Origin of the sequence: Pseudomonas sp. MYb13 (genome assembly GCF_002980075.1) — a bacterium.
GTDB lineage: Bacteria > Pseudomonadota > Gammaproteobacteria > Pseudomonadales > Pseudomonadaceae > Aquipseudomonas > Aquipseudomonas lurida.
Genome location: NZ_PCQI01000002.1, coordinates 45,934 through 69,412 on the forward strand (window position 1 = coordinate 45,934; position 23,479 = coordinate 69,412).

22 protein-coding genes are annotated in these 23,479 nt (G+C 62.0%); 15 read left to right on the forward strand and 7 right to left on the reverse strand.

Going from position 1 to position 23,479, the window contains the following annotated elements:
• The first annotated feature begins 19 nt into the window (after window positions 1-19).
• Window positions 20-280, forward strand: a complete 261-nt coding sequence (locus CQ002_RS03705) for a hypothetical protein (RefSeq protein ID WP_105161759.1) — start codon at window positions 20-22, stop codon at window positions 278-280.
• Between the two features lie 36 nt (window positions 281-316).
• Here CQ002_RS03705 and pdxH read toward each other — a convergent pair whose 3' ends face one another.
• The 5 genes from pdxH to dinG all read right to left on the reverse strand — a co-directional run bounded on the left by pdxH (window position 317) and on the right by dinG (window position 8,043).
• Window positions 317-964 (reverse strand): pyridoxamine 5'-phosphate oxidase, encoded by a 648-nt coding sequence (gene pdxH / locus CQ002_RS03710; protein WP_034103922.1) that lies wholly within the window; start codon window positions 962-964, stop codon window positions 317-319.
• A gap of 27 nt (window positions 965-991) precedes the next feature.
• A complete protein-coding gene (locus tag CQ002_RS03715) occupies window positions 992-2,143 on the reverse strand; it encodes an OmpA family protein (protein ID WP_105161758.1) in 1,152 nt (383 codons plus the stop codon).
• A 143-nt stretch (window positions 2,144-2,286) separates the two neighbouring features.
• Window positions 2,287-3,432, reverse strand: coding sequence for a serine hydrolase domain-containing protein (locus CQ002_RS03720; RefSeq protein ID WP_098465917.1), 1,146 nt, complete (start codon window positions 3,430-3,432; stop codon window positions 2,287-2,289).
• Window positions 3,433-3,512: 80 nt separating this feature from the next.
• Window positions 3,513-5,810, reverse strand: a complete 2,298-nt coding sequence (locus CQ002_RS03725; protein ID WP_105161757.1) for a beta-galactosidase — start codon at window positions 5,808-5,810, stop codon at window positions 3,513-3,515.
• Window positions 5,811-5,898: 88 nt separating this feature from the next.
• Window positions 5,899-8,043 carry an ATP-dependent DNA helicase DinG gene (gene dinG / locus CQ002_RS03730; RefSeq protein WP_034103915.1) on the reverse strand — a complete coding sequence of 715 codons (2,145 nt, stop codon included), beginning with the start codon at window positions 8,041-8,043 and terminating at the stop codon, window positions 5,899-5,901.
• A 99-nt stretch (window positions 8,044-8,142) separates the two neighbouring features.
• On the opposite strand from dinG, the gene CQ002_RS03735 reads away from it, so the two are divergent.
• The gene (locus tag CQ002_RS03735) at window positions 8,143-8,607 is read left to right on the forward strand and encodes a CopD family protein (RefSeq protein WP_069022171.1); all 465 of its coding nucleotides are present in this window, start codon (window positions 8,143-8,145) and stop codon (window positions 8,605-8,607) included.
• A 79-nt stretch (window positions 8,608-8,686) separates the two neighbouring features.
• On the opposite strand, the gene CQ002_RS03740 is transcribed toward CQ002_RS03735, so the two are convergent.
• Both CQ002_RS03740 and CQ002_RS03745 read right to left on the reverse strand, forming a co-directional pair.
• Complete coding sequence (locus CQ002_RS03740; protein ID WP_034103911.1) at window positions 8,687-9,445, reverse strand: hypothetical protein; 759 nt, start codon at window positions 9,443-9,445, stop codon at window positions 8,687-8,689.
• Between the two features lie 162 nt (window positions 9,446-9,607).
• Window positions 9,608-10,303, reverse strand: coding sequence for an OmpA family protein (locus CQ002_RS03745; RefSeq protein ID WP_034103909.1), 696 nt, complete (start codon window positions 10,301-10,303; stop codon window positions 9,608-9,610).
• Window positions 10,304-10,493: 190 nt separating this feature from the next.
• Between CQ002_RS03745 and CQ002_RS03750 the strand changes: the two genes are divergently transcribed.
• The 13 genes from CQ002_RS03750 to CQ002_RS03810 all read left to right on the forward strand — a co-directional run bounded on the left by CQ002_RS03750 (window position 10,494) and on the right by CQ002_RS03810 (window position 22,923).
• Window positions 10,494-10,991, forward strand: coding sequence for a DUF6231 family protein (locus CQ002_RS03750; RefSeq protein WP_034103906.1), 498 nt, complete (start codon window positions 10,494-10,496; stop codon window positions 10,989-10,991).
• 4 nt (window positions 10,992-10,995) lie between these two features.
• Entirely contained in the window at window positions 10,996-11,466 is a 471-nt protein-coding gene (locus CQ002_RS03755) for a YchJ family protein (RefSeq protein WP_034103904.1), read from the forward strand.
• Between the two features lie 19 nt (window positions 11,467-11,485).
• Window positions 11,486-11,968 carry an LEA type 2 family protein gene (locus tag CQ002_RS03760; RefSeq protein ID WP_069022169.1) on the forward strand — a complete coding sequence of 161 codons (483 nt, stop codon included), beginning with the start codon at window positions 11,486-11,488 and terminating at the stop codon, window positions 11,966-11,968.
• Entirely contained in the window at window positions 11,965-12,165 is a 201-nt protein-coding gene (locus CQ002_RS03765) for an SEC-C metal-binding domain-containing protein (protein WP_003189235.1), read from the forward strand. Before CQ002_RS03760 ends, CQ002_RS03765 begins: the two co-directional genes overlap by 4 nt.
• A gap of 218 nt (window positions 12,166-12,383) precedes the next feature.
• Window positions 12,384-13,028, forward strand: a complete 645-nt coding sequence (locus CQ002_RS03770) for a glutathione S-transferase N-terminal domain-containing protein (protein WP_105161756.1) — start codon at window positions 12,384-12,386, stop codon at window positions 13,026-13,028.
• 166 nt (window positions 13,029-13,194) lie between these two features.
• Window positions 13,195-15,636: a penicillin acylase family protein gene (locus tag CQ002_RS03775; RefSeq protein WP_105161755.1), complete on the forward strand. Its 2,442-nt coding sequence runs from the start codon at window positions 13,195-13,197 to the stop codon at window positions 15,634-15,636.
• A gap of 140 nt (window positions 15,637-15,776) precedes the next feature.
• On the forward strand, window positions 15,777-16,781 hold the full coding sequence (locus CQ002_RS03780) for a ligase-associated DNA damage response exonuclease (RefSeq protein ID WP_105161754.1): 1,005 nt from the start codon (window positions 15,777-15,779) through the stop codon (window positions 16,779-16,781).
• The gene (locus CQ002_RS03785; RefSeq protein WP_105161753.1) at window positions 16,778-18,412 is read left to right on the forward strand and encodes an ATP-dependent DNA ligase; all 1,635 of its coding nucleotides are present in this window, start codon (window positions 16,778-16,780) and stop codon (window positions 18,410-18,412) included. Before CQ002_RS03780 ends, CQ002_RS03785 begins: the two co-directional genes overlap by 4 nt.
• Window positions 18,413-18,744: 332 nt before the next feature.
• Window positions 18,745-19,524, forward strand: coding sequence for a transporter substrate-binding domain-containing protein (locus CQ002_RS03790; protein ID WP_025855157.1), 780 nt, complete (start codon window positions 18,745-18,747; stop codon window positions 19,522-19,524).
• Window positions 19,525-19,581: 57 nt separating this feature from the next.
• A complete protein-coding gene (locus CQ002_RS03795) occupies window positions 19,582-20,310 on the forward strand; it encodes an ABC transporter permease (RefSeq protein WP_025855156.1) in 729 nt (242 codons plus the stop codon).
• Entirely contained in the window at window positions 20,307-21,017 is a 711-nt protein-coding gene (locus CQ002_RS03800; protein ID WP_034103893.1) for an ABC transporter permease, read from the forward strand. Before CQ002_RS03795 ends, CQ002_RS03800 begins: the two co-directional genes overlap by 4 nt.
• A 9-nt stretch (window positions 21,018-21,026) precedes the next feature.
• Entirely contained in the window at window positions 21,027-22,145 is a 1,119-nt protein-coding gene (locus CQ002_RS03805; RefSeq protein ID WP_105161752.1) for a succinylglutamate desuccinylase/aspartoacylase family protein, read from the forward strand.
• Window positions 22,146-22,158: 13 nt separating this feature from the next.
• Window positions 22,159-22,923 (forward strand): ABC transporter ATP-binding protein, encoded by a 765-nt coding sequence (locus tag CQ002_RS03810; protein ID WP_016973168.1) that lies wholly within the window; start codon window positions 22,159-22,161, stop codon window positions 22,921-22,923.
• The last annotated feature ends 556 nt before the right edge of the window (window positions 22,924-23,479 follow it).

Here is a 23,479-nt window from a genome sequence, read left to right on the forward strand (position 1 = left end):
TCTTGTAGCCAGGACCTTCATGGATTACTTCATCATTGTAGTCACAACCCTTGCCGGCCTGTATTTCCACGCCTGGTTATACGTGCGCATCAGGCGCTGGATGGATCGTGACTTGGCGTTGTCCCTGGCAGGCGATGATCAACACAAGCGCGCCTTCATGCTCAACGCGTTGGAGCGGGCTGGCACGTTGAAAATCAAACGATCCGATTTGCCGCATTGGTTGACGCGTGCGGCGCAGCAGTACACGCCCGAAGTCTCTTCAATAGAGACTTCGGGGTGACGGACAACATTCAGGCGAAGTGACGAAAGGTGCAGCTCAAGGTGCCAGACGCTCGCGCGTCCACTGGGCGTCTTGCAGGCGATAGTTCAGGCGGTCATGCAGGCGGCTGGCGCGGCCTTGCCAGAACTCGATACGCTCGGGCAGCAGGCGGTAGCCCCCCCAATGCTCCGGGCAGTCGGGTTGGGTATCGCTGAAGCGTTGCTCGGTGGCCTTGAGCAGTTCCTGCAACTCTTCGCGGTCACGAATGACTTGGCTTTGCGCAGAGGCCCAGGCACCGAGGCGGCTGCCGAGCGGGCGGACCTGGAAGTAAGCGTCCGATTCCTCAGGCGTGACCTTGACCACCCGTCCCTCGATGCGCACCTGGCGCTCCAGGGTCGGCCAGAAGAACGTCATGGCCGCGAAGGGTCGCGCCGCAAGCTGTTGGCCCTTGGCACTCTGATAATTGGTGAAGAAGGTAAAGCCCTGCGCGTCCAGGCCCTTGAGCAACAGGATGCGGCAATGTGGCCGCCCCTCCTGGTCGACCGTGGCCAAAGTCATGGCATTGGCCTCCACCGGTGGCTGCTCGGTTTTCACCGCGTCAGCAAACCACTGGTGGAACAAGGCAAACGGTTCGCCCGGGGCCTGGGCCTCGCTCAAACCATCCCGTGTGTAGTCACGGCGCATATCGGCCAGTGCCTGGGTCATGCGGCTTTATCCTTCTGGTTCAGCGGATCAGTTTTTTGCCTGGTCGTTGGCTGGTGCAGCAGCCTTGGCTTTGGCTGGCGCCGGCTTTTTCGCAGCGGGCTTGGCCGGGGCTTTTTTAGCCGCTGGCTTGGCAGCAGCTTTTTTCGCGGCTGGCGCCTTTTTAGCCGGCGCCTTGGCGGCCGGGGCCGGGGCCGGAACGTTCTGCACCGCTACCATTTCAGCGGCGGGCGGGGTCTTGCCCGATTGATACTTGCTCAGCAGTGCCAACATGGTGGTGCGCTGGGTGAACATGATTTCCATACGACGGTTCAGGGCACGGCCCTGGTTGCTGTCGTTGGCCGCACGAGGCATCAGGTCGCCCATGCCGCGCAGCATCAGGCGGTCCTGCTTCAAACCGCTGAGACTGAAGATCGAGGCGATGGATTGCGCGCGCTCCTTGGTCAACGCCTGGCTGGCTGGGGCGGTGCCAGTGGCATCGACGTGGCCCAGTACCAGTACGGCGGTCTTAGGGTCGGCTTCAACGGCCTTGGCCACACGGGTGAATGGACCGAGGGTGACCGGCAGCAACATCGCCGGGCGTTTCGGGTTGTAGGAGCCGTCGACCGGAGCAATCACAACAAGCACGTTGTCACGACGCTCAAGTTGCAGGTTGCTGTCCTTGATGGCGGCGCGCAGGCGTGGCTCGTAGTCGTCGAGCCAAGCCTGGGTGATTTTCGGATCAGGCATCGGCACGTTGGTCACGTCGACCTTGGCCAATGGCTTGGGTTTGCTTTCGAACGGCCACCACCAGTGGGTTTCGGTGTCGCTTTTCGCAACCGCTGGCGCTGGCGCTGGCTCCGCAGCCTTGAGGTCGGCTTTCAGGTCGGCCTTGGCATCGGCAGCCTTCTCGTCGGCGGTCTTGGAGGAGAATGGCCACCAGCTGGAGCCGGTGTCAGCCTTGGCGGCTGGAGCCGGAGCAGCAGCTGCAGCTACCGGCGCGGCAGGCTTGGCGCCGGCAGCCGGTTTGGCAGCCGGTTTGGCATCCGGCTTGGCATCGGTTTGGGTCACTGCGTCCTTGGTCGCGGCCTTATCAGATCCAAATGACCACCAATGCCCGCCCTCGGCATCATTTTGTGGAGTTTGTGCGCAGCCAGTAATAGTGAGGCATAGCGCCAGTGCCAAGGACTTGTTCGATAACATGAGATATCCACAAAATGAGAAAAGAAACGGGGGTCTGGGTGACCCGTTAAACAGACGCTTACAGAACATTAAAGTTACATCATTTCGTTCAGCGCCTTCTTATAGTTGCCTTTGTAACAAAAAAACGTGAAACAGCAAGGGGTTTACAGACAACCGGCCAATATTCCGACCAACTTCTGTGCCCGTGGGTCCATAAGTACATAAGGCCCCAATGTATTAGTCACGAAACCAAATGCTACATCATGCTCAGGGTCGGCAAACCCCACCGAGCCGCCGGCACCGGGATGCCCGAAAGCACGCGGGCCAAGGCCAAAGGTAGCGTTGGGCACCTGCGGCTGGTCCAACATGCAGCCCAGGCCAAAACGGGTTTGCGTCAATAATGTTTTATCCGGCCCGATACTGTGTTCGCGGGTCAATTGTTCAAGCATGTCGGCTTCGAGCAAACTACCGTCCAACAACCCGCTATAAAAACCCGCCAGGCTGCGCGCATTACCGTGACCATTTGCCGCTGGCTGCTGCATACGGCGCCATTCAGGTTTATTAGTGCTGGTCAGAATTGACGGTGGGTTGGCAAATGCACGCGTCGTCATGGCCGCCGGTTCACGCATCATTACTTGCAGTAAACGTTGTGCGGCTTCGTCGCCCATAGTGCCTTTGCTGCGCGCTATATGCGCGACGCGATAAAACTCTTCATCCGCCAGGCCGACATGAAAGTCCAGCCCCAATGGCCGTGCGACCCGCGCCACGATGGACTCTCCCGGCCCGCGCCCATCGGCGCGACGCAGCAATTCACCGACCAGCCAACCATAAGTGATCGCCTCGTAGCCATGGCCTTGGCCCGGCGTCCACCACGGGGCTTCGGCCGCCAGGGTATCGACCATCAGTTGCCAGTCGTAGAGGGCCTCGGTGGGCAGCATCTCGCGGATCGCCGGCAACCCGGCCTGGTGGCAGAGCAACTGGCGCAGCGTGATGGTTTCTTTCCCGGCTGCGGCAAATTCCGGCCAGTAGCGGGCGACCGGTGCATCGAGTTCTAATTTGCCTTCGGCCACCAGTTGCAGGGCCGCGACGGCGGTGAAGGTCTTGGTGCAGGAGAACAGATTGACGATGGTGTCGCTGTGCCAAGCCTCGGCACCGTCCTTGTCGGCGGTACCGGCCCACACGTCGACGACGGTTTCACCGCCGATCTGGATGCAGAGCCCGGCACCACGCTCCTGAGGGTCATCGAACAATGCGGCGAAGGCTTCACGTACCGCTTCGAACTGGAGTTCGTAATGACCCTGAATCTGCACCTGAGCGCCCTCGAAAACATCAAAAAAGTGGCCGACATTGTTCCAGCCCTGATGGGTTTTGTGAACCCGTCAGCACTCAATCAATGACCATTCCCAGAGTGGCCACCCGCATGCCCGGCGCCCTGCCCCGGGCCTTTACCCTCATGCCCGTCCCTGCCCCCTTCGCTTTCACGCACGCTGCCTGCCGCCTTGGCCTTTTCAGCTTCCTTGCCCAGTTGCTCGACCGCCGCCAGGTTGCTTTTGCGCACGCTTTCGACAAACCCCTGGAACGGTACGTCGGTGACGCCCACCAGCCCAAAGTGACCATTCTCACCGTCCAGCAAACGCCCGGTCACCGGCTGGTCCAGGTACTGGAACCAGTGCACGCCGACAATCGACGGCTCGGTCATGGCCTGCTTGAGGAAATTACCGTAGGCCGCGCCGCGGTCTTCTTCCTTGGCCAACTGCGTCACGCCCCCCCAGAACGGCCCGCGGTCAGCCGAGCCGAAGTTGAATTCGGTGATCAGCACCGGTTTGTCCAGCGCACGCAAAGCGGCGAAGTCGTAACCGTCCTGGGGTTTGAGGGTGTACATGTTAAAGCTCAACACATCGCAGTACTGGGCGCAGGAGGCCACGGCTTCCGGCGTGCTGACCGCATAGCGCCCGCCCAGCAGCAGTTGGTTGGGCGCGTGCCATTTAAGCGAGTCGGAGAGGGTCTTGAAATAGGCATCCGCGAAGGTCTTCTGGAAGTATTTGAAATCAGCTTCGATTTCAGGGTGCTCGGGGCTCGGCATCGGCGGTTCGAAACCCGGGTCTTCCATCAGCTCCCAGCCCTTCAATTCGATGCCCCAAGCTTTCGACAGGCCTTCCTCGTTGCGGTACTTGTCGCGCAGCTGCTTGAGGAAGGCGCGCTTGGCCGGCACATCGGTGGTCATCCTCAACGTGCCGTATGCCAACGCGTAGCGGGATTTAGGCTCATCGCCGGGGCCGGCCCAAGCCAGTTCGTTGTCGGCAAAGAAGCCGATCAACCACGGGTCATCCCGATGATCGCGGGCAGCAATGGCCACGGCACGCTCGGTGGCCATGGCGAAGCGCGGGTCAAACGGGTCGGGCATGCCGCCCCACCAGTCGGTGCCGGTGCTGATGCTGGCGTAGTCGCCGACAATCGACAATGGCAGGGTGTATGGCACTCGGTCGGCGTTGGCCAGGGCTTCGTCACTCCAGTTGCCGACGGTATTGAAACCCCAGGCTTGCAGGCGGTCCAGAGTGTGGGTGACCCAGCGTTTCTGGTCGAAGCCCTCACCACCGTACGTGCGTTGCAGGTTGGCGCCGTAAAAGTCATACCAGCGTCCGGCAGCAAAGCTGCGCCCTTCGCCGGCACCGTTGCCGGTGCGGTTGTCGCTGCTGCCGTAGTACTTGTCGAAGGGTTCGCCGCCCTTGGGCAGCGCTGCGAACATCCACTCGCGGCCGGCCACATAAGTCTGGGTGTTGTCCGGGGCCACGGTATTGACGCCCAGGGAGTAGAACGGGTGCCCCTCCGGCGTCACCAGGTACCAGCGCCCGTCGCGCTTCTCGGTGCGGAAAAACCCGCTGGCGTGGAAGGCAGGGCCTTTGTTCCAGCCACCGTACTGGTCCAGCGCGGATTTATCCCGCGTGGCCAGCCAGCCCTGGAGTTGCTGTTGTTCCTTGGCAGCGGCGGCCTTGAGCTGCTCGTCGCTGCTGACTTTTTCCGGCCAGCGCGCTCGGGTGGATTGACCGTAGGCATCCACCAGTTCGCTGTAGGCGGCCTTCAGCACCGGTTCGCTGTCCTGCACGCCAAAGCGCTCCAGCAGGATGCTTTGCGCAGCGTTGGGCTTGATCATCGACAGGGTCACCGAGACCACCTGGCTGCGGTCGACCTCACCCGCGCTGCTGGCGAGCAATACGCGCTGGCCGTCCACGGTGATCGGCATCGGCGGGCCGGCCTTCATGCCCTGGCTCAGCGGCGAGTTGGCCTGCAGCGGCACCAGCAGGGTCTGGGCCGGACCGGCGGGTAGATCGACGCGGCTGACCAAGGTACGCCCATCACTGCTCTGCACCTTGACGTAAAGCGTGAGCGCCCAGTCCATTGCACTCTGGATGCGCAAGCTCATGGCCCCCGATTGAGACCAGTCCCAGGCACCGGTTTGCGGGCTGAGTACCAGGCTCGGTTCGGCAGCCGGGTTGAAGGTAATGCGGCGCAACACCTCGCCTTCGGGCGTTTGTTCGGCGTTGTATTGCGGCAGGCTGGCGTCCTGGGTCGCCACCTTGACCACATCGGCAGGCCGAACGAAGTTGAACAAGGTCTGTTGCCCGGCGGGCGCGGCCATCAACGGCGCGGCGAACAGCAAGGCAAAAAGGGCGGGCAGCGTGCGAATCATACGAACAAGGTTCTCCCAGACGGCCGATGAATGGCCTGATGACATAATTGAGATAGACCACGAAGTGGGCGCATTCGCCCACGGTGGCTTAAGAAATTTCGCGCCTGAACGGCGGTAAGGCATTGAGGATAGCCTTGCCGTAGCGCTGGGTGACCAAACGGCGGTCGAGCAAGGTGATGGTGCCCCGGTCCTCTTCGGTACGCAGCAAGCGACCGCAGGCCTGGACCAGCTTCAGGGAAGCATCCGGCACCGAGATCTCCATGAACGGGTTACCGCCGCGCGCCTCGATCCACTCGGCCAAGGCCGCCTCGACCGGATCGTCCGGCACCGAGAACGGAATCTTGGCGATCACCACGTGCTCGCAATAGGCGCCGGGCAAGTCCACACCTTCGGCAAAGCTCGCCAGGCCGAACAGTACGCTGGAATCGCCGCCATCCACGCGCGCCTTGTGTTTGTTCAAGGTTTCCTGCTTGGACAGGTTGCCCTGGATAAACACCTGCTTGCGCCAGTCACGGTCGAGGCCGTCGAACACGTCCTGCATCTGCTTGCGTGACGAGAACAGCACCAACGTGCCGCGCGAGCCTTCTACCAGGTCCGGCAGGTCACGGATGATCGCGGCCGTGTGGGCGGCTGCATCCCGAGGGTCAGCCTTGAGGTCAGGCACCCGCAGCACACCCGCGTCGGCGTGATGGAACGGGCTCGGCACCACTGCCGTGACGGCCTTTTTCGGCAGGCCGGCGCGCATGCGGAACCGATCGAAGGTGCCCAGGGCGGTCAATGTCGCCGAGGTCACCAGGCAGCCGTAGGCGACGTTCCACAGGTTGCGGCGCAGCATTTCTGCGGCAAGGATCGGGCTGGCGTTGACCTCGATATCGAACAGCGCACCGCTTTCCGACAGGGTCAGCCAGCGTGCCATCGGCGGGTTGTCTTCCGGGTCTTCGACGGTGAAGGCGGTCCACAACTCCCAGTTGCCCTGGGAACGCGACAACAGGCTGCCAAACAGCGGGTACCATTCCTCGGCCTGGTTGCTGGCGATACCAATGTTGACCTCGCCATCCATGCCCTCCTTGAGCAGATCGGTGAGGCGGGTGAACAGGTCGGTCAGGCGCGAAAAGCCTTTCTTCAGTTCGATGCCCATTTCACGCATATGTTCTGGGATCAACCCGCCGACGAAACGGTGACGTGGCCGCTCGCGGCCCTCGACATCTTCGCCGGGCTTGAAGTCGGCCACCTGCTCGCAGGCGCTGAACATGAATTGCTGCTGGGTCTTGATCTCCCGTGCCAGCTCCGGCACTTGTTCGATCAGCTTGCCCAGGTCACCGGGCAGCGGATGCTGGGCCAACAACTTGGTGAGGTTCTTCGCGGTGGTTTCCAGCCAGTCGGCGGTGGAGCGCAGGCGCGTGTAGTGGGCAAAGTGGCCGATGGCCTTGTCCGGCAGGTGATGACCTTCGTCGAACACGTAGAGGGTGTCGCGGGGGTCAGGCAATACCGCACCGCCGCCCAGGGCCAGGTCGGCCAGGACCATGTCGTGGTTGGTGACGATCACATCGACCTTGCCCATGCCTTCGCGGGCCTTGTAGAAGGCGCACTGGCCGAAGTTGGGGCAATGGCGGTTGGTGCACTGGCTGTGATCGGTGGTCAAGCGCGCCCAGTCGGCGTCTTCCAGGGCGGTAGGCCAGCTGTCGCGGTCACCGTCCCATTTATTGCCGGCCAGCTTCTCGATCATGCTGGTGAACAGCTTCTGGCTGGCCTCATCGACCTCGATCTTGAAGCCTTCTTCTTCGAACAGTTGGGCAGTCGCGGTTTGCGCGTGACCTTCCTGAAGCAGTACATCGAGCTTGGACAGGCACATGTAGCGCCCACGGCCCTTGGCCAGGGCGAAGGTGAAGTTCAGGCCGCTGTTGCGCATCAGGTCAGGCAAGTCTTTGTAGACAATCTGCTCCTGCAGGGCGACCGTGGCGGTGGCGATCACCAGGCGCTTGCCGGCGGCCTTGGCGGTGGGGATCGCGGCCAGGCTGTAGGCCACGGTCTTGCCGGTACCGGTGCCGGCCTCGACGGCCACGACCGCGGGCTCACCCTCGCGGCGGCCTTCGTCGTCGGTGTCGATATCCCCGAGGACCTTGGCCACTTCGGCGATCATCAGGCGTTGGCCGTAGCGCGGTTTCAAGCTCTTGGCTTCGAGAAAACGCGAATAGGCGCCCTGGATCGTGGTTTTGAGTTCAGTGCTGATCATGGATAGTCGGGCGCAAAAAACGCTGGATAAATTTTCAGTGGTTCGGATCGGCCGCTATCATACCCCGCTAATTAATCCCGCGCAGAACGGAGTACCACAATGACCGCGTTTAGCCTCGCTTACACCCTGCATGTAGTGGCCGCCCTGATTTGGGTCGGCGGTATGTTTTTCGCCTGGATGATCCTGCGCCCCGCCGCTGTGGCGGCACTTGAAGGCCCCGCCCGGCTCACGCTATGGACGAATGTGTTTCAACGTTTTTTCGTATGGGTGTGGGTGGCGGTGGCCGTTTTGCCGATAAGCGGCATTGGCCTGCTGCAATTGCGCTTCAACGGGTTTGAGACGGCGCCGCGTTATGTGCAGGTGATGATGGGTTTGTATCTGGTGATGACGGCGCTGTTTATCCGCATCCAGGCGTTGAAGTTCCCGGAGCTGCGCAAGGCGGTGGCGGCGCAGGATTGGCCAGCAGGGGCTGCGGTTCTGGGGCAGATTCGCAGGTTGGTGGGGATCAATCTGATCGTGGGGCTGGTGGTGGTGTCGATTGCTTCGGCGCGGCCGATGTTTTGATTACAGTCGCACGTTTCGAGCTTCAAGCTACAAGCCTTTGACTTGCAGCGTGAAGCTCGCGGCTCGAAACCGCGGCTTTTTAGAGCCGCTGGATAGTTACGGTACCCGCAGGACCAGCCGGCCCCGGCTGCCCTTCCAACCCTGGGCGGCCTTTTTCGCCACCGTCGGCGCGGTACACCAGGCAACCCTTCGATTGTCCGCCTTTACCAGGCTTGCCCGCCGTGCCCGCCAAACCGCCGGCACCACCCTCCACCCAGACTTTGATCTGCTGAGCCGGGAAGTCCTGCGGCAACTCGATCCGCACCTGTGCACCTGACGCGCCGGGCAAGCCATCGCCGCCGTTATCGCCATTGGCGCCGCGACCGGCCGCGCCCCAGGTGCAACCCGGATCCTCGCCGTTGGCGCCATCCAGCCCGGCATAGCCTTGGGCGCCGGCGCCGCCACGGGCGTCCACCGACAGTTCTTCCGCTGCCAGCGAGTTGATGCGCAAGGTCAGGTCGCGTCCGGCCTTGGCCGGTTTTTCGTGGGTGCCGGGAGCGCCGCGCGAGGTGATTTGACTGCCGTGGTCCAACTGCGCGTGACGCACCTGCAATTGCAACGCGGTGCTGCCGGGCACGATGGCGATACGGGCGTCACGGCCCAGATGCAGCTCATCCACGGTGACCTGGCTGATGGTTGCCGGAATCAGCAAGGTGCCGTAGTCCGCCACGTCCAGGCGCTCCAGTTGCAACACGCTGGTGCTGCTGGGCAGGCGCATCAGCGAATTGGTTTCAACACTGACGCTCTGGGCCAGGGCAACGGGGCTGACCAACAGGGCCAACAGTAAAACCTTACGCATCATGGAGCTCCCCTGAATGCCTTCAAAAAGTAGGTCTAGTTTTTCTTTGGACGCACAGTAACGACTTCCACAGGCGCTTTGCCAGTGAAGGATCAAAAAAGTTAATAAAGGGGGAGGATTGGCAGCAATGCCCCTGTGGTTCTCCCACAGGGGCAAGGGCCCTCAGCGGTTGATCTGGATTTCTGTACGGCGGTTCAAGGCACGGCCATCAGCGGTTTTGTTGTCGGCCACGGGATGGCTTTCGCCCGCACCGGTCACAGACACAAAGCTGCTGCGCGGCACGCCGGCGCCGATCAGGTAATCGGTGACCGAATGGGCGCGTTTTTCCGAGAGCCTCTGATTGTAGGCGTCTTTGCCAACGCTGTCGGTGTGGCCACTGACCCGCAGCTGGGCGGTCGGTGCTTCCTGTTTCAAGCGAGTGGCGATGGTATCGAGCTTGGTTTTATCTGCGGCCGTCAACTGGGCCGAATCGAACTGGAAGTGCACATCGCGGATCACGATGGTCTCCTCCTTGACCACCACGACCTCCTCTACCACGGCCGCAGGCGGTGCGGGTGGGCAGCCATTGGCATCGACCTGCACACCTTTGGGCGTGCCAGGGCACTTGTCGCGGCTGTCCGGCACGCCATCGCCATCCTCGTCGCCATCGCCGTTCACCCAGCAATAGGCACCGGCCATGCCGCCGACCAGCAACGCGCCATAGCCTGCATAGGCCGAGCTTTCAGTGGCACCGATCGCCGCACCCGTCACACCGCCAAGCGCGGCGCAGGTGGGCCAATCGGTTTTTTGCAAGCCTGCGCAACCTGTCAATACTCCGGTTAGCAGAACCAAGGGTAGAGCTGTCCGCATGATGCTCATCTGATTTCTCCTGAGGGGATCGGCGGGGGCCGACGGGTGGAGTAAAGACGGCTCTTTTCATCTGCGCCACTTCGCCGCGCCCCTGTATTCATTGAGGATCGCCGCGCTTACCGGACATTTCACGGCCACCCGCTCTAGGCCCGCACGCTCAGCCGCGCTAGTCTCTACGGTCCTGATGTGAGGATCTCTGATGACTGCCGGTATTTCTGCCCGTACACCCCAGCAAGCCCTGGCCGCCTTGCTCGACTTGCACCAGCCCAAACGCCTGTTGCTGTTGGGCGCCAGCCAGTTCCCGGCGCTGGAGGCTTTTCAAGCGGCGCACCCCGACACCCAGGTCGCCCTCGCGCCACCTGGCCCGCTGCCGGCGGAGTTGGCGGCGCAGCGTTTCGACCTGGCACTGGCAGTCGACTGCCTGGAGCATCTGTCAAAACCGCAAGGACTGACCCTGCTTGGCGGCATCCGCAACCTCAACGCCAGCCGTATCGCGGTGCTGGTGGACCTGGGCGCCTGCGGCTGGAAGGACACCGATTTCTTCTCCCTGGCCCTGCAGGCCGGCGAGCGTTTCCAGCGTGACGAGCAGGTTCTGACGCTGTTTACCTACGATCTGCTTGACTATAAACAGGTGCCGGACTGGCTCAACGCCCGCTTCTGGGCCAATCCGGAAAACTTCGGAAAGTATTGGTGGTAACCCGATGAGTACATCCATTTGCCCCTGCGGCAGTGGCAACCTGCTGGATGCCTGCTGCGGTCATTATCACGCCGGGCATCCGGCTCCCTGCGCCACCGCATTAATGCGCTCGCGCTACAGCGCCTACGTACTGGGGCTGGTGGACTACCTGGTCGCCACCACCCTGCCCGCCCAACAGGCCGGCCTGGACCGTAACGCCATTGCCGCCTGGAGTGCGCAGAGCACCTGGCTGGGTCTTGAGGTGGAAGCCTCCGAGGTGTTCGGCGGCCAGCCGGAACACGCGTTCGTGACCTTCACCGCGCGCTGGCATGACAGCACGGGTGAACATAGCCACCGTGAGCAGTCCTCTTTCGTACAGAATGACGGACGCTGGTACTTCATCGACCCGACGGTGGAAGTGAAGGCCGGGCGCAATGATGCGTGCCTGTGCGGCAGTGGGCAGAAATTCAAGAAGTGTTGTTCCAGCTACCTCTAACCACCACAGGACTCACGCCATGCTCCGGATGTACAGCTTGATGCTGGCGTTAACCCTTGGCCTCACCGGTTGCGCGTCGTGGTTCGAAGACGATTCGCCGCCGCCTCACGTCTCACTGGTGAAAGTCGAAGTGGTGCGCGCCAAGCTGCTGGAGCAGAAGTTCAAGCTGTACTTTCGCGTTGACAACCGCGACGACGCCGACCTGACCGTGCGCGGCCTGATCTACAAGGTCACCCTGGGCACCTTCGTGCTGACCGAGGGCGAGTCCGACGAATGGCTGACCGTACCGCCACGCAGCCATAAGTTTTTCCGGGTCTCGGTGCGCACCAACCTTTGGCCGCAGATCCGTGATGTGGTGCAGATGTTGAAAAAACCCGACCGGCCCGTGCCTTATCGCCTGGAAGGTGAGCTGAAAACCGGATTATTCATCGGTTATGACGTGCAGGTGAATCACAATGGCGAGATAATCCCCGGCGATTTTATTCCGGAGCGACATCGATGACTCAGCAACCCCATGTCCATGGTCCTGACTGCAACCACGATCACGATCATCACGATCACGACCACGGCCATGTCCACGGCCCGAACTGCGGCCACGCCCACCAGGAGCCGGTGCGCAACGCCTTGAAGGATGTTGGCCGCAACGACCCTTGCCCATGCGGCAGCGAGAAGAAATTCAAGAAGTGCCACGGGGCTTGATGCCCTGAGCCCCTAGGCGCCGGCTTGCCGGCGCCTACCGGTGGTTTGCCCAGGTGCAGGTGTGCATCGAGCGATGCTCGCAGCGGTTGGTGCAGGTGTGGGTGGACAACGCAGTTCAAGCGCAGTGGCAAGCTTCCAGCCGCAAGGTAGAGCGCTTGTAACTTACCGCTTGATACTTGTAGCGTGTACCTTCCCAATCCACAGCGTTGGAGCACTCGATGATTGACCTGTATTACTGGACGACCCCCAACGGTCACAAAGTATCGCTGTTCCTGGAAGAAGCCGGCCTGCCCTATAAGGTGCACCCGATCAATATCGGCCAGGGCGAACAGTTCAAGCCTGACTTCCTGAAGATCGCTCCCAACAACCGCATTCCGGCCATCGTCGATCAACACCCGGCCGACGGCGGCGCGCCGATTTCGCTGTTTGAATCCGGCGCCATCCTGTTGTACCTCGCGGAAAAAACTGGCCAGTTCATTCCAAAAGACCTGCGCGGTCGCCAGGAAGCGCTGCAATGGCTGTTCTGGCAAATGGGCGGCCTTGGCCCCATGGCCGGCCAGAATCACCACTTCAGCCAGTTCGCGCCGGAGAAAATCCCTTACGCGATCAAGCGCTACGTGGATGAAACCGCTCGCCTTTACGGGGTGCTCGACCGACGCCTGGCGGACCGTGCGTTCGTGGCGGGTGAGGACTACAGCATTGCCGACATGGCGATCTACCCATGGATTGTTTCCCACAAGTGGCAGAGCCAGCGCCTGGAAGACTTCCCACATGTGCATCGTTGGTTCAACAGCATCAAGGAGCGGCCGGCAACCGTCCGGGCGTATGAACTGGTGCAGAAAGTGAACCCGCCAAAGCCCTGAGTTGCAGTCGTACTCGCTCAACATGTGGGCGCGGGCTTGCTCGCCCCCACTTTGATTTGCGCAAGACTCAAGATCTGACGCTTGACCCAAACTCCTGCTTGCGTCGTTTCGCCGCGCTCACTAACGTAGCGCCTTTACTGACGCTACCCCCCGCAGGAGCTTTGCCATGGCCTCGCCAGCCCTCTCACATTTTATTCCCCGGTTCGGCGTTGCCGCGGCAGTGGCCAGTGCATTAAGCCTGGCCGGTTGCCAGCTCCAGAGCACCCAGGACACCCTGCCCCCTGTCGCCGGCGTACAGCCGATCAAAGGCTTGGCGCAGAACGTATCGGTACGCCGCAATGCCCAGGGCATGCCGCTGATCGAAAGCAACACCTTCCATGACGCGCTGTTCAGCCTTGGTTACGTGCACGCCAGCGACCGCATTACCCAAATGGTCACCCTGCGCCTGCTGGCCCAGGGTCGCCTGGCGGAGATGTCCGGCCCCGAGGTGCTGGACGTCGACCGGTTCATGCGTGCGGTCAACCTGAAGAAAAGCGCCGGCGAGCTCTACAACGCGTCGTCACCGCGCCTCAAGCGCTTCTTTGAAGTGTATGCCCGCGGCGTCAACGCCTACCTGTTCCGCTACCGCGACAAGCTGCCGCCAGACCTGGCCCAGGCCGGCTACAAGCCCGAATACTGGAAGCCGGAGGATTCGGCGCTGCTGTTCTGCCTGCTCAACTTCAGCGAGTCGGCAAACCTGCAGGAAGAAATTTCGTCGCTGGTGCTGGCGCAGAAAATCGGTGTCGACAAACTCGCCTGGCTGACCCCAAGCGCTCCGGATGAGGCGATCCCGCTGGCCGAGGCCGAGAAACTCAAGGGCGTGAACCTGGGCCAGGTGACCGGTCTCGCCGGGTTGGACGCGGTCGGCCAGCAACTGAGCAGCCTCAACTCGCTGGCAGTGACGACATCCAGTAACTGGGCGATCGGTCCGCAACGCAGCCGCAGCGGCAAAAGCTTGCTGGCAAGCGACCTCGCCGCCCAGCCGCAAGCGCCATCCCCCTGGAGCTACGTGCAGATCCGCGCGCCGAAGTACCAGGCCGTGGGCGCATCGATTGCCGGTTTGCCGACCCTGTTGTCCGGCTTCAACGGCAAAGTCGCGTGGAGCATGAGCACGGTCAAGGGCGACACCCAGGACCTGTTCCTGGAAAAGGTCAAACGCCAGGGCAGCGCGTTGTACTACGAGAACAACGGCAAATGGCTACCGGCGGGCGTGCGCAATGAAACCTTCTTCGTCAAAGGCCAGCGCTCGATTCGCGAGGTGGTGTACGAGACCCGCCACGGCGCCCTGCTCAACAGCAGCCAGGCGCTGACCACGGGCCTCGGCCTGGCCTTGCAAACCGCCGACTTCAAGGACGACAAGAGCCTTGATGCGTTCTTCGACCTGTCCCGCGCGCAAAACGCCGGCAAGGCCTCGGACGCGACGCGGGAAATCCGCGCCATCGCACTGAACATGGTCTTCGCCGACGCCAGCAACATTGGCTGGCAGGTCACCGGCCGCTTCCCCAACCGCCGCGAAGGCGAAGGCCTGCTGCCGTCGCCCGGCTGGGACACGCGCTTCGACTGGGATGGTTACGCCGACGCCATGCTGCACCCCTACGACCAGGACCCGGCCCAAGGTTGGATCGGCACCGCCAACCAGCGCACCGCGCCCCGTGGTTACGGCATGCAGTTGTCCAACTCATGGGATGCCCCGGAGCGCAGCGAGCGCCTGGCGCAATTGGCCAATGCCGGCAAGCATGACAGCCGTAGCATGATCGCCATGCAGTACGACCAGACCACCCTGTTCGCCGCCAAGCTCAAGACCCTGTTCCAGGCACCGGGCATGGCCCAGCCGCTGAAACAGGCCATTGATGCACTGCCTGCTGGCGAACAGGCCAAGGCACGTGAAGCGCTGGGTCGCCTGATGGCCTTCGATGGTCGGCTGGTGTCCACGTCCGCCGACGCCGCGCTCTACGAACTGTTCCTGCAGGAAAGCACCAAACAGATCTTCCTCGACGAGCTCGGCCCGGAAAACAGCGCCAGTTGGAAGGCGTTTGTGAGCAACGCCGGCCTGTCCTACGCCGCCCAGGCCGACCATTTGCTGGGCCGTGAAGACAGCCCGTTCTGGGATGACGTGCGCACCCCGCAGAAGGAAGACAAACCCGCGATCCTGGCCCGCAGCCTGGCCGCCGCGATCAGCGCGGGCGACAGCCAGTTGGGTGCCGATCACAAGGCTTGGCAGTGGGGCAAACTGCACACCACCACCTGGAAAAACACCAATGGCCAAGTGATTCGCGGCCCACTGGCTTCCGGTGGTGACCACAACACCTTGAACCCGGCGCCCTACCGCTGGGGCCAGGACTTCACCACCACCCAGGTGCCGGCGCTGCGCATGATCGTTGACTTCGGCCAGGTGGAACCGATGATGGGCCAGGGTGGCATCGGCCAGTCCGGCAACCCGGCCAGCCCGAACTATGCGAATGGCATCGACCCATCGCTCAAGGCGCAATACCTGAGCTTCCCGATGCAGCCGCAGAACTTCGAGAAGGTGTATGGGAAGGCCCGGCTGACCCTGACGCCCGGCAAATAACCCGGTTCCACCTGAAGGAACCGGATCAAACTGTGGGAGCTGGCTTGCCAGCTCCCACATTTGTTCTGCATGCATTCAGATAGAACTTCTGCACTCGACCCCGCCTCCTACCTGATAAGCCCATCGCCCCCGGCACGCCCATGGACCTTGTCATCGCCCGCCCCGAAGGCCTCTACTGCCCCGCCGGAGATTTCTACATCGACCCCTGGCGGCCGGTGGCGCGTTCGGTCATCACCCATGCCCACGGCGACCACGCCCGCACGGGCAACCAGCACTACCTGGCGGCCGCCCCCGGTGAAGGCATCCTGCGTTCACGCCTGGGCCAGGACATCAACCTGCAGACCCTGGCCTACGGCGAGCGACTGGTCCACCACGGCGTCACCTTGAGTTTTCACCCGGCCGGGCATGTGCTCGGCTCGGCCCAAGTGCGCCTGGAATACCAGGGCGAAGTCTGGGTCGCGTCCGGTGACTACAAGGTCGAGCCCGACGGCACCTGCGCCCCCTTCGAGCCGGTGCGTTGCCACACTTTTATCACCGAATCCACCTTCGGCCTGCCGATCTACCGCTGGCAGCCCCAGGCGCAGATCTTCGCCGGGATCAACGATTGGTGGCAGGCGAATATCGCCGCCGGCAAGGCCAGCGTGTTGTTCTGTTACTCATTCGGCAAGGCCCAGCGCATCTTGCATGGCATCGACGCCAGCATCGGCCCGATCCTCAGCCACGGCGCGGTCGAGCCGTTGAACCGGGTGTACCGCGAGGCCGGCATCTATATCCCTGAGACGCTCTACGCCGGTGACTTCAAGAAGACCGACCCGCTGTTGCGCCAGGCACTGATCATCGCCCCACCTTCTGCCGGCGGCAGCACTTGGATCAAGCGCTTCGGCGACTACAGCGACGCCTTCGCCAGCGGCTGGATGCGCCTGCGCGGCACCCGCCGTCGACGCGGCGTCGACCGTGGCTTCGTGCTGTCGGACCACGCCGATTGGCCCGGCCTGTTGTGGGCCATCGAGCAAACCGGCGCTGAACGGGTGATGGTCACCCACGGTTCTGTCGGCGTGCTGGTGCGCCATCTGCGGGAAAAAGGCCTGGATGCCCAGGGTTTCACCACTGAATACGGTGACGACGAAGAGGAGGCCGGCGCATGAAAGCCTTCGCCGAGTTGTACGCTAACCTCGACGCCACCACCTCGAGCAACGCCAAGCTTGCCGCGTTGCAAGCCTACTTCCGTCAAGCAGCACCCGAGGATGCCGCCTGGGCTGTGTATTTCCTCTCCGGAGGACGCCCCCGGCAATTGGTGCCCACGCGCCTGTTAAGGGACATGGCCACCGAAGCGTCCGGCATCGAGCCGTGGCTGTTTGAAGAAAGCTACCAGTCGGTAGGCGACCTGGCAGAGACCATCTCCCTGCTACTACCGGAATCCCCCTACACCTCGGAGGACGGTCTCGCGGTGTGGCTGGAGGAAAAACTCCTGCCTTTGCGTGGCTTGCCTCCGCTGGAACTGGCCGAGCGGCTCCCGGCGTTATGGGCGCAATTGGATCAACCAAGCCTGATGGTGTGCATCAAGCTGATCACCGGCAGTTTTCGGGTCGGGGTGTCCAAGTTGCTGGTCACCCGCGCCCTCGCCGCGATGGCCGACCTCGACAGCAAGCGGGTAGCGCAGCGATTGGTGGGCTACACCGACCTGTCCAATCGCCCTACGCCTGAGGGCTACCTCAAGCTGATCGCCGCCGAATCGTCCGACGAGCATGCGCAACGGGGCGGGCAGCCTTATCCGTTTTTTCTCGCCCATGGCCTGGCACAACCGGTGGAGCAATTCGACGCGTTGCTCGGTGCCCCCTCCGACTGGCAGGTGGAATGGAAGTGGGATGGCATCCGTGCGCAACTGGTCAAGCGTGAAGGCCGCCTGTGGATCTGGTCCCGTGGCGAAGAATTGGTCACCGAGCGTTTCCCCGAGCTTCACAGCCTGGTGAGCGGCCTGCCCGATGGCACGGTGATCGACGGCGAAATCGTGGTGTGGAAGGATGCGGTGCAACCCTTCGCCCTGCTGCAGCAGCGGATCGGCCGCAAGACCCTGAGCAAAAAGGTGCTGGAGGATGCCCCGGTCGCGGTGCTCGCGTACGACCTGTTGGAACACGAGGGCGACGACTGGCGCAACCACACCCAAGCCGAGCGCCGCACCCAACTTGAGCGCGTCGTCGCCCAGTGCAACCAACCGGTTTTGCTCGCCTCCCCGTTGCTGACCGGAACATGTTGGCAAGCGCTGGCCGAACAGCGCGAAGCGTCCCGCCGCCTGGGCGTGGAAGGCATGATGCTCAAGGCACGTGATGGCCTGTACGGCGTAGGCCGTACCAAAGACATGGGCGTGTGGTGGAAATGGAAGGTCGACCCATTCAGCGTCGACGCGGTGTTGATCTATGCCCAGCGCGGCCACGGCCGTCGTGCCAGCCTCTACAGCGACTATACCTTCGCAGTGTGGGACGGCCCGCCCGGCAGCGATCGCACGCTGGTGCCCTTCGCCAAGGCCTACTCCGGGCTGACCGACGAAGAAATGCGCAAGGTCGATGCGATCGTGCGCAAGACCACGGTGGAAAAATTCGGCCCGGTGAGCAGTGTGACGCCCAGCATGGTGTTTGAACTGGGGTTCGAGGGCATTGCCCTGTCCAAACGGCACAAGAGCGGGATTGCGGTGCGATTTCCGCGGATGTTGCGCTGGCGCCAGGATAAGAAGGTCGAGGACGCCGACAACCTCGCCACCCTGCAGGACCTGCTGGCCTGACTCGTTGGCAAATAACCGTCACGAACCGCCTGTGGGAGCGGGCTTGCCTGCGATAACGGTGGACCGGTTCGTTCATCTGTCACCGAAACGCCGCCATCGCAGGCACGCCCGCTCCCATAATGTTGACCCATGACGGACCCAACTTGGTGCACTGTTTTTTGTGCGCCCAATTTCGGGCATCTCCTACACTCAGAACGCCCTCGCCCCACCTTTTAAAACGCTCATTCGGAACTATGGTGCAGAAATTGCTACTTGTGATCCGTCTGACACCGTTCAGTAACAGTCCTAAAAACGCGCCACAAGCGCTTATCTTGGTTTCCAGGGATTACATAATGAAAAAAGCATTGCTGACCCTTTCTGCACTGGCTCTGTGCATGGCCGCAGGTACCGCGCTGGCCAAGGAATACAAGGAACTGCGTTTTGGTGTCGATCCGTCCTACGCGCCGTTCGAATCCAAGGCCGCCGATGGCAGCCTGGTAGGCTTCGATATCGACCTGGGCAATGCGATCTGCGCCGAGCTGAAAGTGAAGTGCAAGTGGGTTGAAAGTGATTTCGACGGCATGATTCCAGGCCTGAAAGCCAACAAATTCGACGGCGTGATTTCGTCCATGACCGTCACCCCGGTGCGTGAAAAGGCCATCGACTTCTCTAATGAGCTGTTCTCCGGCCCGACCTCGCTGGTGTTCAAGAAAGGTGCTGGCTACTCGACGCCTGAGTCCCTCAAGGGCAAATCCGTGGGCTACGAACAAGGCACCATCCAGGAAGCCTATGCCAAGGCCGTGCTGGACAAAGCCGGTGTGACCACCAAGGCCTACGCCAACCAGGACCAAGTGTATGCCGACCTGACTTCCGGGCGTCTCGACGCTTCCGTGCAAGACATGCTGCAGGCCGAACTGGGCTTCCTGAAGTCGCCAGCCGGTGCTGGCTACGAAGTGAGCGCGGCGATCGACGACCCGTTGCTGCCGTCGAAAACCGCCATCGGTATCAAAAAAGGTAACACTGAACTGAAGGCGCTTTTGGATAAAGGTATCAAAGCGTTACACGATGATGGCACCTACGCCACCATCCAGAAGAAACACTTTGGCGATCTGAACCTGTACAGCGGCAAATAATGCCTGGAGCGCCCCTCCCCTGGAGGGGCGCTTTTTTATCGCCATAGGTCCCGATTTATGTTCGAAGAACTGTTGCAAACCCTCGGCCTGAGCGCGCTCAGCTTGAAGGGTTTCGGCCCGCTGTTGCTGCAAGGCACCTGGATGACGATCAAGTTGTCGGTGCTGTCCCTGGCCGTCAGCGTATTGCTGGGGCTGATCGGCGCCAGCGCCAAATTGTCCAGCCTGCCGTTCCTGCGCATCCCCGCCCAGCTCTACACCACGCTGATCCGTGGGGTGCCCGACTTGGTGCTGATGCTGCTGATTTTCTACAGCCTGCAAACCTGGCTCACCGGCCTGACCGACTTCATGGAATGGGAATACATCGAGATCGACCCATTCAGCGCCGGGGTGATTACCCTGGGGTTTATCTACGGTGCCTACTTCACCGAGACTTTTCGCGGCGCGATCCTTGCGGTGCCCCGTGGCCAACTGGAAGCCGCCACGGCCTATGGCCTCAAGCGCGGCCAGCGGTTTCGCTACGTGACCTTCCCGCAAATGATGCGCTTTGCCCTGCCGGGTATCGGCAATAACTGGATGGTGATGCTCAAGGCCACGGCCCTGGTGTCGATCATCGGCCTGGCCGACCTGGTCAAGGCCGCCCAGGACGCCGGCAAGAGCACGTATCAGCTGTTTTACTTCCTGGTACTCGCGGCGTTGATCTACTTGTTGATCACCAGCGCGTCCAACTTCGTCTTGCGCCGCCTTGAACGTCGCTACTCTGCAGGCGCCCGGGAGGCCGTACGATGATCGAACTCTTGCAGGAATACTGGCGCCCCTTCCTTTATAGCGACGGCCAGCACATCACCGGCCTGGCCATGACGATGTGGTTGCTGACGGCCGCCCTGGTCATCGGGTTCCTGGTGTCGATCCCGTTGTCCATCGCCCGTGTGTCGCGCAAGCGCCTGGTGCGCTGGCCGGTGCAGTTCTACACCTACCTGTTCCGGGGCACGCCGCTCTATATCCAGTTGCTGATCTGCTACACCGGCATCTACAGCATCGCCGCCGTGCGCGAGCAGCCACTGCTGGACGCATTCTTTCGCGACGCGATGAACTGCACCATCCTGGCGTTTGCCCTGAACACATGTGCCTACACCACGGAGATTTTCGCCGGGTCGATCCGCAGCATGGCCCATGGCGAAGTCGAAGCGGCCAAGGCCTACGGCTTGAGCGGCTGGAAACTCTACGCGTACGTGATCATGCCGTCGGCGTTGCGCCGTTCGCTGCCCTACTACAGCAATGAAGTGATCCTGATGCTGCACTCGACCACGGTGGCCTTCACCGCGACGATTCCAGACATCCTCAAGGTGGCGCGGGATGCCAACTCGGCTACCTTTATGACCTTCCAATCATTCGGTATCGCTGCGCTGATCTACCTGACCGTGACCTTTGCCCTGGTCGGTCTGTTTCGTCTGGCGGAGCGCCGCTGGCTGGCCTTCCTCGGGCCGAGCCACTAAGGAGCCTTCATGCGTCATCAGGTCCACGAGCTGATTGCGCCGGTGCCCGGCACGGCGCGGCAGATTCACAGCTTTCACTTCGGCCCGGAACAGGCCGAAGGCAAGATTTACATTCAGTCATCGCTGCATGCCGATGAGCTGCCGGGCATGCTCGTTGCCTGGCACCTCAAGGTCCAGCTGGCGAAGTTGGCCGCGGCCGGTCGCCTGCGCAGTGAGATCGTGCTGGTGCCCATTGCCAATCCGGTGGGCCTGGAACAGGTGTTGATGGATATCCCGCTGGGCCGCTACGAGCTGGAGAGCGGGCAGAACTTCAATCGCCTGTTTGTCGACCTCAGTGAAACGGTGGGTGACCAGATCGAGAACGTGCTTGGGGACGATCCCCGGCAGAACGTCAAGTTGGTCCGCGCCGCGTTGTCCACCGCCCTCGCTGCACAACGCGCCGACACCCAACTGCAATCCCAGCGGCTGGTGCTGCAACGCCTGGCCTGCGACGCCGATATGGTGCTGGACCTGCATTGCGACTTCGAAGCCGTGGCGCATCTGTACACCACCCCCGAAGCCTGGCCGCAGGTGGAACCATTGGCACGCTATATCGGTTCGGAGGCCAACCTGCTGGCCACCGATTCCGGCGGGCAGTCCTTCGATGAGTGTTTCACCCTGGTGTGGTGGCGATTGCAGCAACGCTTCGGCGAGCGCTTTGCGATCCCCATGGGCAGCTTCTCGGTGACCGTAGAACTGCGCGGCCAGGGCGACGTCAACCATGGCCTGGCCAGCCTCGACTGCCAGGCGATCATCAATTACCTGATTCACTTCGGCGCCATTGCAGGCGATGCAGCACCACTGCCCGAACTGCCCTACCCGGCCACGCCGCTGGCCGGCGTTGAACCGGTGGCAACTCCAGTCGGCGGCCTGCTGGTGTTCAGCACACTGCCGGGTGAATACCTGGAAGCCGGGCAGTTGATCGCTGAAATCATCGACCCCATTTCCGACCGCGTAACGCCGGTGCGCTGCCAGAAGGCCGGCCTGCTTTACGCCCGTTCGCTGCGCCGCATGGCCACTGCCGGGATGGTCATCGGCCATGTCGCAGGCACCGAGGCCTACCGCAGCGGCTATCTACTTTCGCCTTGAGGATGCACGCCCCATGTACAAATTGACCGTTGAAGGCCTGCATAAAAGCTATGGCGACAATGAGGTGCTCAAAGGTGTTTCGCTCAAGGCCAGGACCGGTGACGTGATCAGCCTGATCGGCGCCAGCGGCTCGGGCAAGAGCACCTTTTTGCGCTGCATCAACTTCCTGGAAACCCCCAACGACGGCGCCATGACCCTCGACGGCCAACCGATCCGCATGGTCAGCGACCGCCACGGCATGCGCGTGGCCGATGATGCCGAACTGCAGCGCCTGCGCACGCGCCTGGCAATGGTGTTCCAGCACTTCAACCTGTGGAGCCACATGAGCGTGCTGGAAAACATCACCATGGCACCGCGCCGGGTGCTGGGTTGCAGCAAGAAGGACGCCGAAGATCGTGCCCGTCGTTACCTGGACAAGGTGGGTTTGCCGGCGCGCGTAGCCGATCAGTACCCGGCGTTCCTGTCCGGCGGCCAGCAGCAACGCGTGGCCATCGCCCGCGCCCTGGCGATGGAACCGGAGGTGATGCTGTTCGACGAACCCACCTCGGCCCTCGACCCGGAGCTGGTAGGCGAAGTGTTGAAGGTGATCCAGGGCCTCGCCGAGGAAGGTCGCACCATGATCATGGTGACCCACGAGATGAGCTTTGCACGCAAGGTATCGAGCCAGGTGCTGTTCCTGCACAAGGGCCTGGTGGAAGAACAAGGCGCACCTGAGGACGTGCTGGGTAACCCGAAGAGTGAGCGTTTGCAGCAGTTCCTGAGCGGCAACCTGAAATAACCAAGGAGCCGCCTTACCGGCGATCAGCACAGGTATCTACACAGTTTTTGCTGCAACCTACCCTAACCACGATGCGAAGCGAGTCGCTCTTGATCTTGATCTCGCTTTTGATCTCAGGCGCCCCATCAAACACGCTGGCTGGAATTCGACAGGGATTTGGGGGGTAAACCGGCAGGGATGCCGGTTTAGCCGCCCCGCGCCATGGAGGGCGCGTGGCGGCGGCCCCCCAAATCACTGTCGGATTACGGGCACACCGAGCGTGAGCGAGGTGCCGAGTGTTGGGGCAAGAGCCTTTTGGTTACTTTGGGGCTTTTCCAAAGTGACCCGCTGTAAGAGCGGAACCCCTAGCAGCCGTTACCTAGATAACGGATATGTACCCGGTCTGATCCAATCTCCTGGTCGGCTGTCAGGGCGCCTTCGCGAGCAAGCCCGCTCCCACATTTTTGGATCGCGGGGCAACCGTTAGATAGCGGTTGGCTGTCGGGCCGCCATCGCCAGCAAACCGGCGCCTACAAGGATTGCGTTAAACCTTTGATACTCGGTGAAGGTCTGTGGA

Coding starts and splice junctions, on each gene's coding strand:
- CQ002_RS03725 (WP_105161757.1), bottom strand. CDS start 5,810: ATGATTCGCACGCTGCCCGCCCTTTTTGCCTTGCTGTTCGCCGCGCCG.
- dinG (WP_034103915.1), bottom strand. CDS start 8,043: ATGATCAGCACTGAACTCAAAACCACGATCCAGGGCGCCTATTCGCGT.
- CQ002_RS03765 (WP_003189235.1), top strand. CDS start 11,965: ATGACTCAGCAACCCCATGTCCATGGTCCTGACTGCAACCACGATCAC.
- CQ002_RS03785 (WP_105161753.1), top strand. CDS start 16,778: ATGAAAGCCTTCGCCGAGTTGTACGCTAACCTCGACGCCACCACCTCG.
- CQ002_RS03780 (WP_105161754.1), top strand. CDS start 15,777: ATGGACCTTGTCATCGCCCGCCCCGAAGGCCTCTACTGCCCCGCCGGA.
- CQ002_RS03805 (WP_105161752.1), top strand. CDS start 21,027: ATGCGTCATCAGGTCCACGAGCTGATTGCGCCGGTGCCCGGCACGGCG.
- CQ002_RS03810 (WP_016973168.1), top strand. CDS start 22,159: ATGTACAAATTGACCGTTGAAGGCCTGCATAAAAGCTATGGCGACAAT.
- CQ002_RS03735 (WP_069022171.1), top strand. CDS start 8,143: ATGACCGCGTTTAGCCTCGCTTACACCCTGCATGTAGTGGCCGCCCTG.
- CQ002_RS03760 (WP_069022169.1), top strand. CDS start 11,486: ATGCTCCGGATGTACAGCTTGATGCTGGCGTTAACCCTTGGCCTCACC.
- CQ002_RS03795 (WP_025855156.1), top strand. CDS start 19,582: ATGTTCGAAGAACTGTTGCAAACCCTCGGCCTGAGCGCGCTCAGCTTG.
- pdxH (WP_034103922.1), bottom strand. CDS start 964: ATGACCCAGGCACTGGCCGATATGCGCCGTGACTACACACGGGATGGT.
- CQ002_RS03775 (WP_105161755.1), top strand. CDS start 13,195: ATGGCCTCGCCAGCCCTCTCACATTTTATTCCCCGGTTCGGCGTTGCC.
- CQ002_RS03705 (WP_105161759.1), top strand. CDS start 20: ATGGATTACTTCATCATTGTAGTCACAACCCTTGCCGGCCTGTATTTC.
- CQ002_RS03745 (WP_034103909.1), bottom strand. CDS start 10,303: ATGAGCATCATGCGGACAGCTCTACCCTTGGTTCTGCTAACCGGAGTA.
- CQ002_RS03755 (WP_034103904.1), top strand. CDS start 10,996: ATGAGTACATCCATTTGCCCCTGCGGCAGTGGCAACCTGCTGGATGCC.
- CQ002_RS03715 (WP_105161758.1), bottom strand. CDS start 2,143: ATGTTATCGAACAAGTCCTTGGCACTGGCGCTATGCCTCACTATTACT.
- CQ002_RS03770 (WP_105161756.1), top strand. CDS start 12,384: ATGATTGACCTGTATTACTGGACGACCCCCAACGGTCACAAAGTATCG.
- CQ002_RS03750 (WP_034103906.1), top strand. CDS start 10,494: ATGACTGCCGGTATTTCTGCCCGTACACCCCAGCAAGCCCTGGCCGCC.
- CQ002_RS03800 (WP_034103893.1), top strand. CDS start 20,307: ATGATCGAACTCTTGCAGGAATACTGGCGCCCCTTCCTTTATAGCGAC.
- CQ002_RS03790 (WP_025855157.1), top strand. CDS start 18,745: ATGAAAAAAGCATTGCTGACCCTTTCTGCACTGGCTCTGTGCATGGCC.
- CQ002_RS03740 (WP_034103911.1), bottom strand. CDS start 9,445: ATGCGTAAGGTTTTACTGTTGGCCCTGTTGGTCAGCCCCGTTGCCCTG.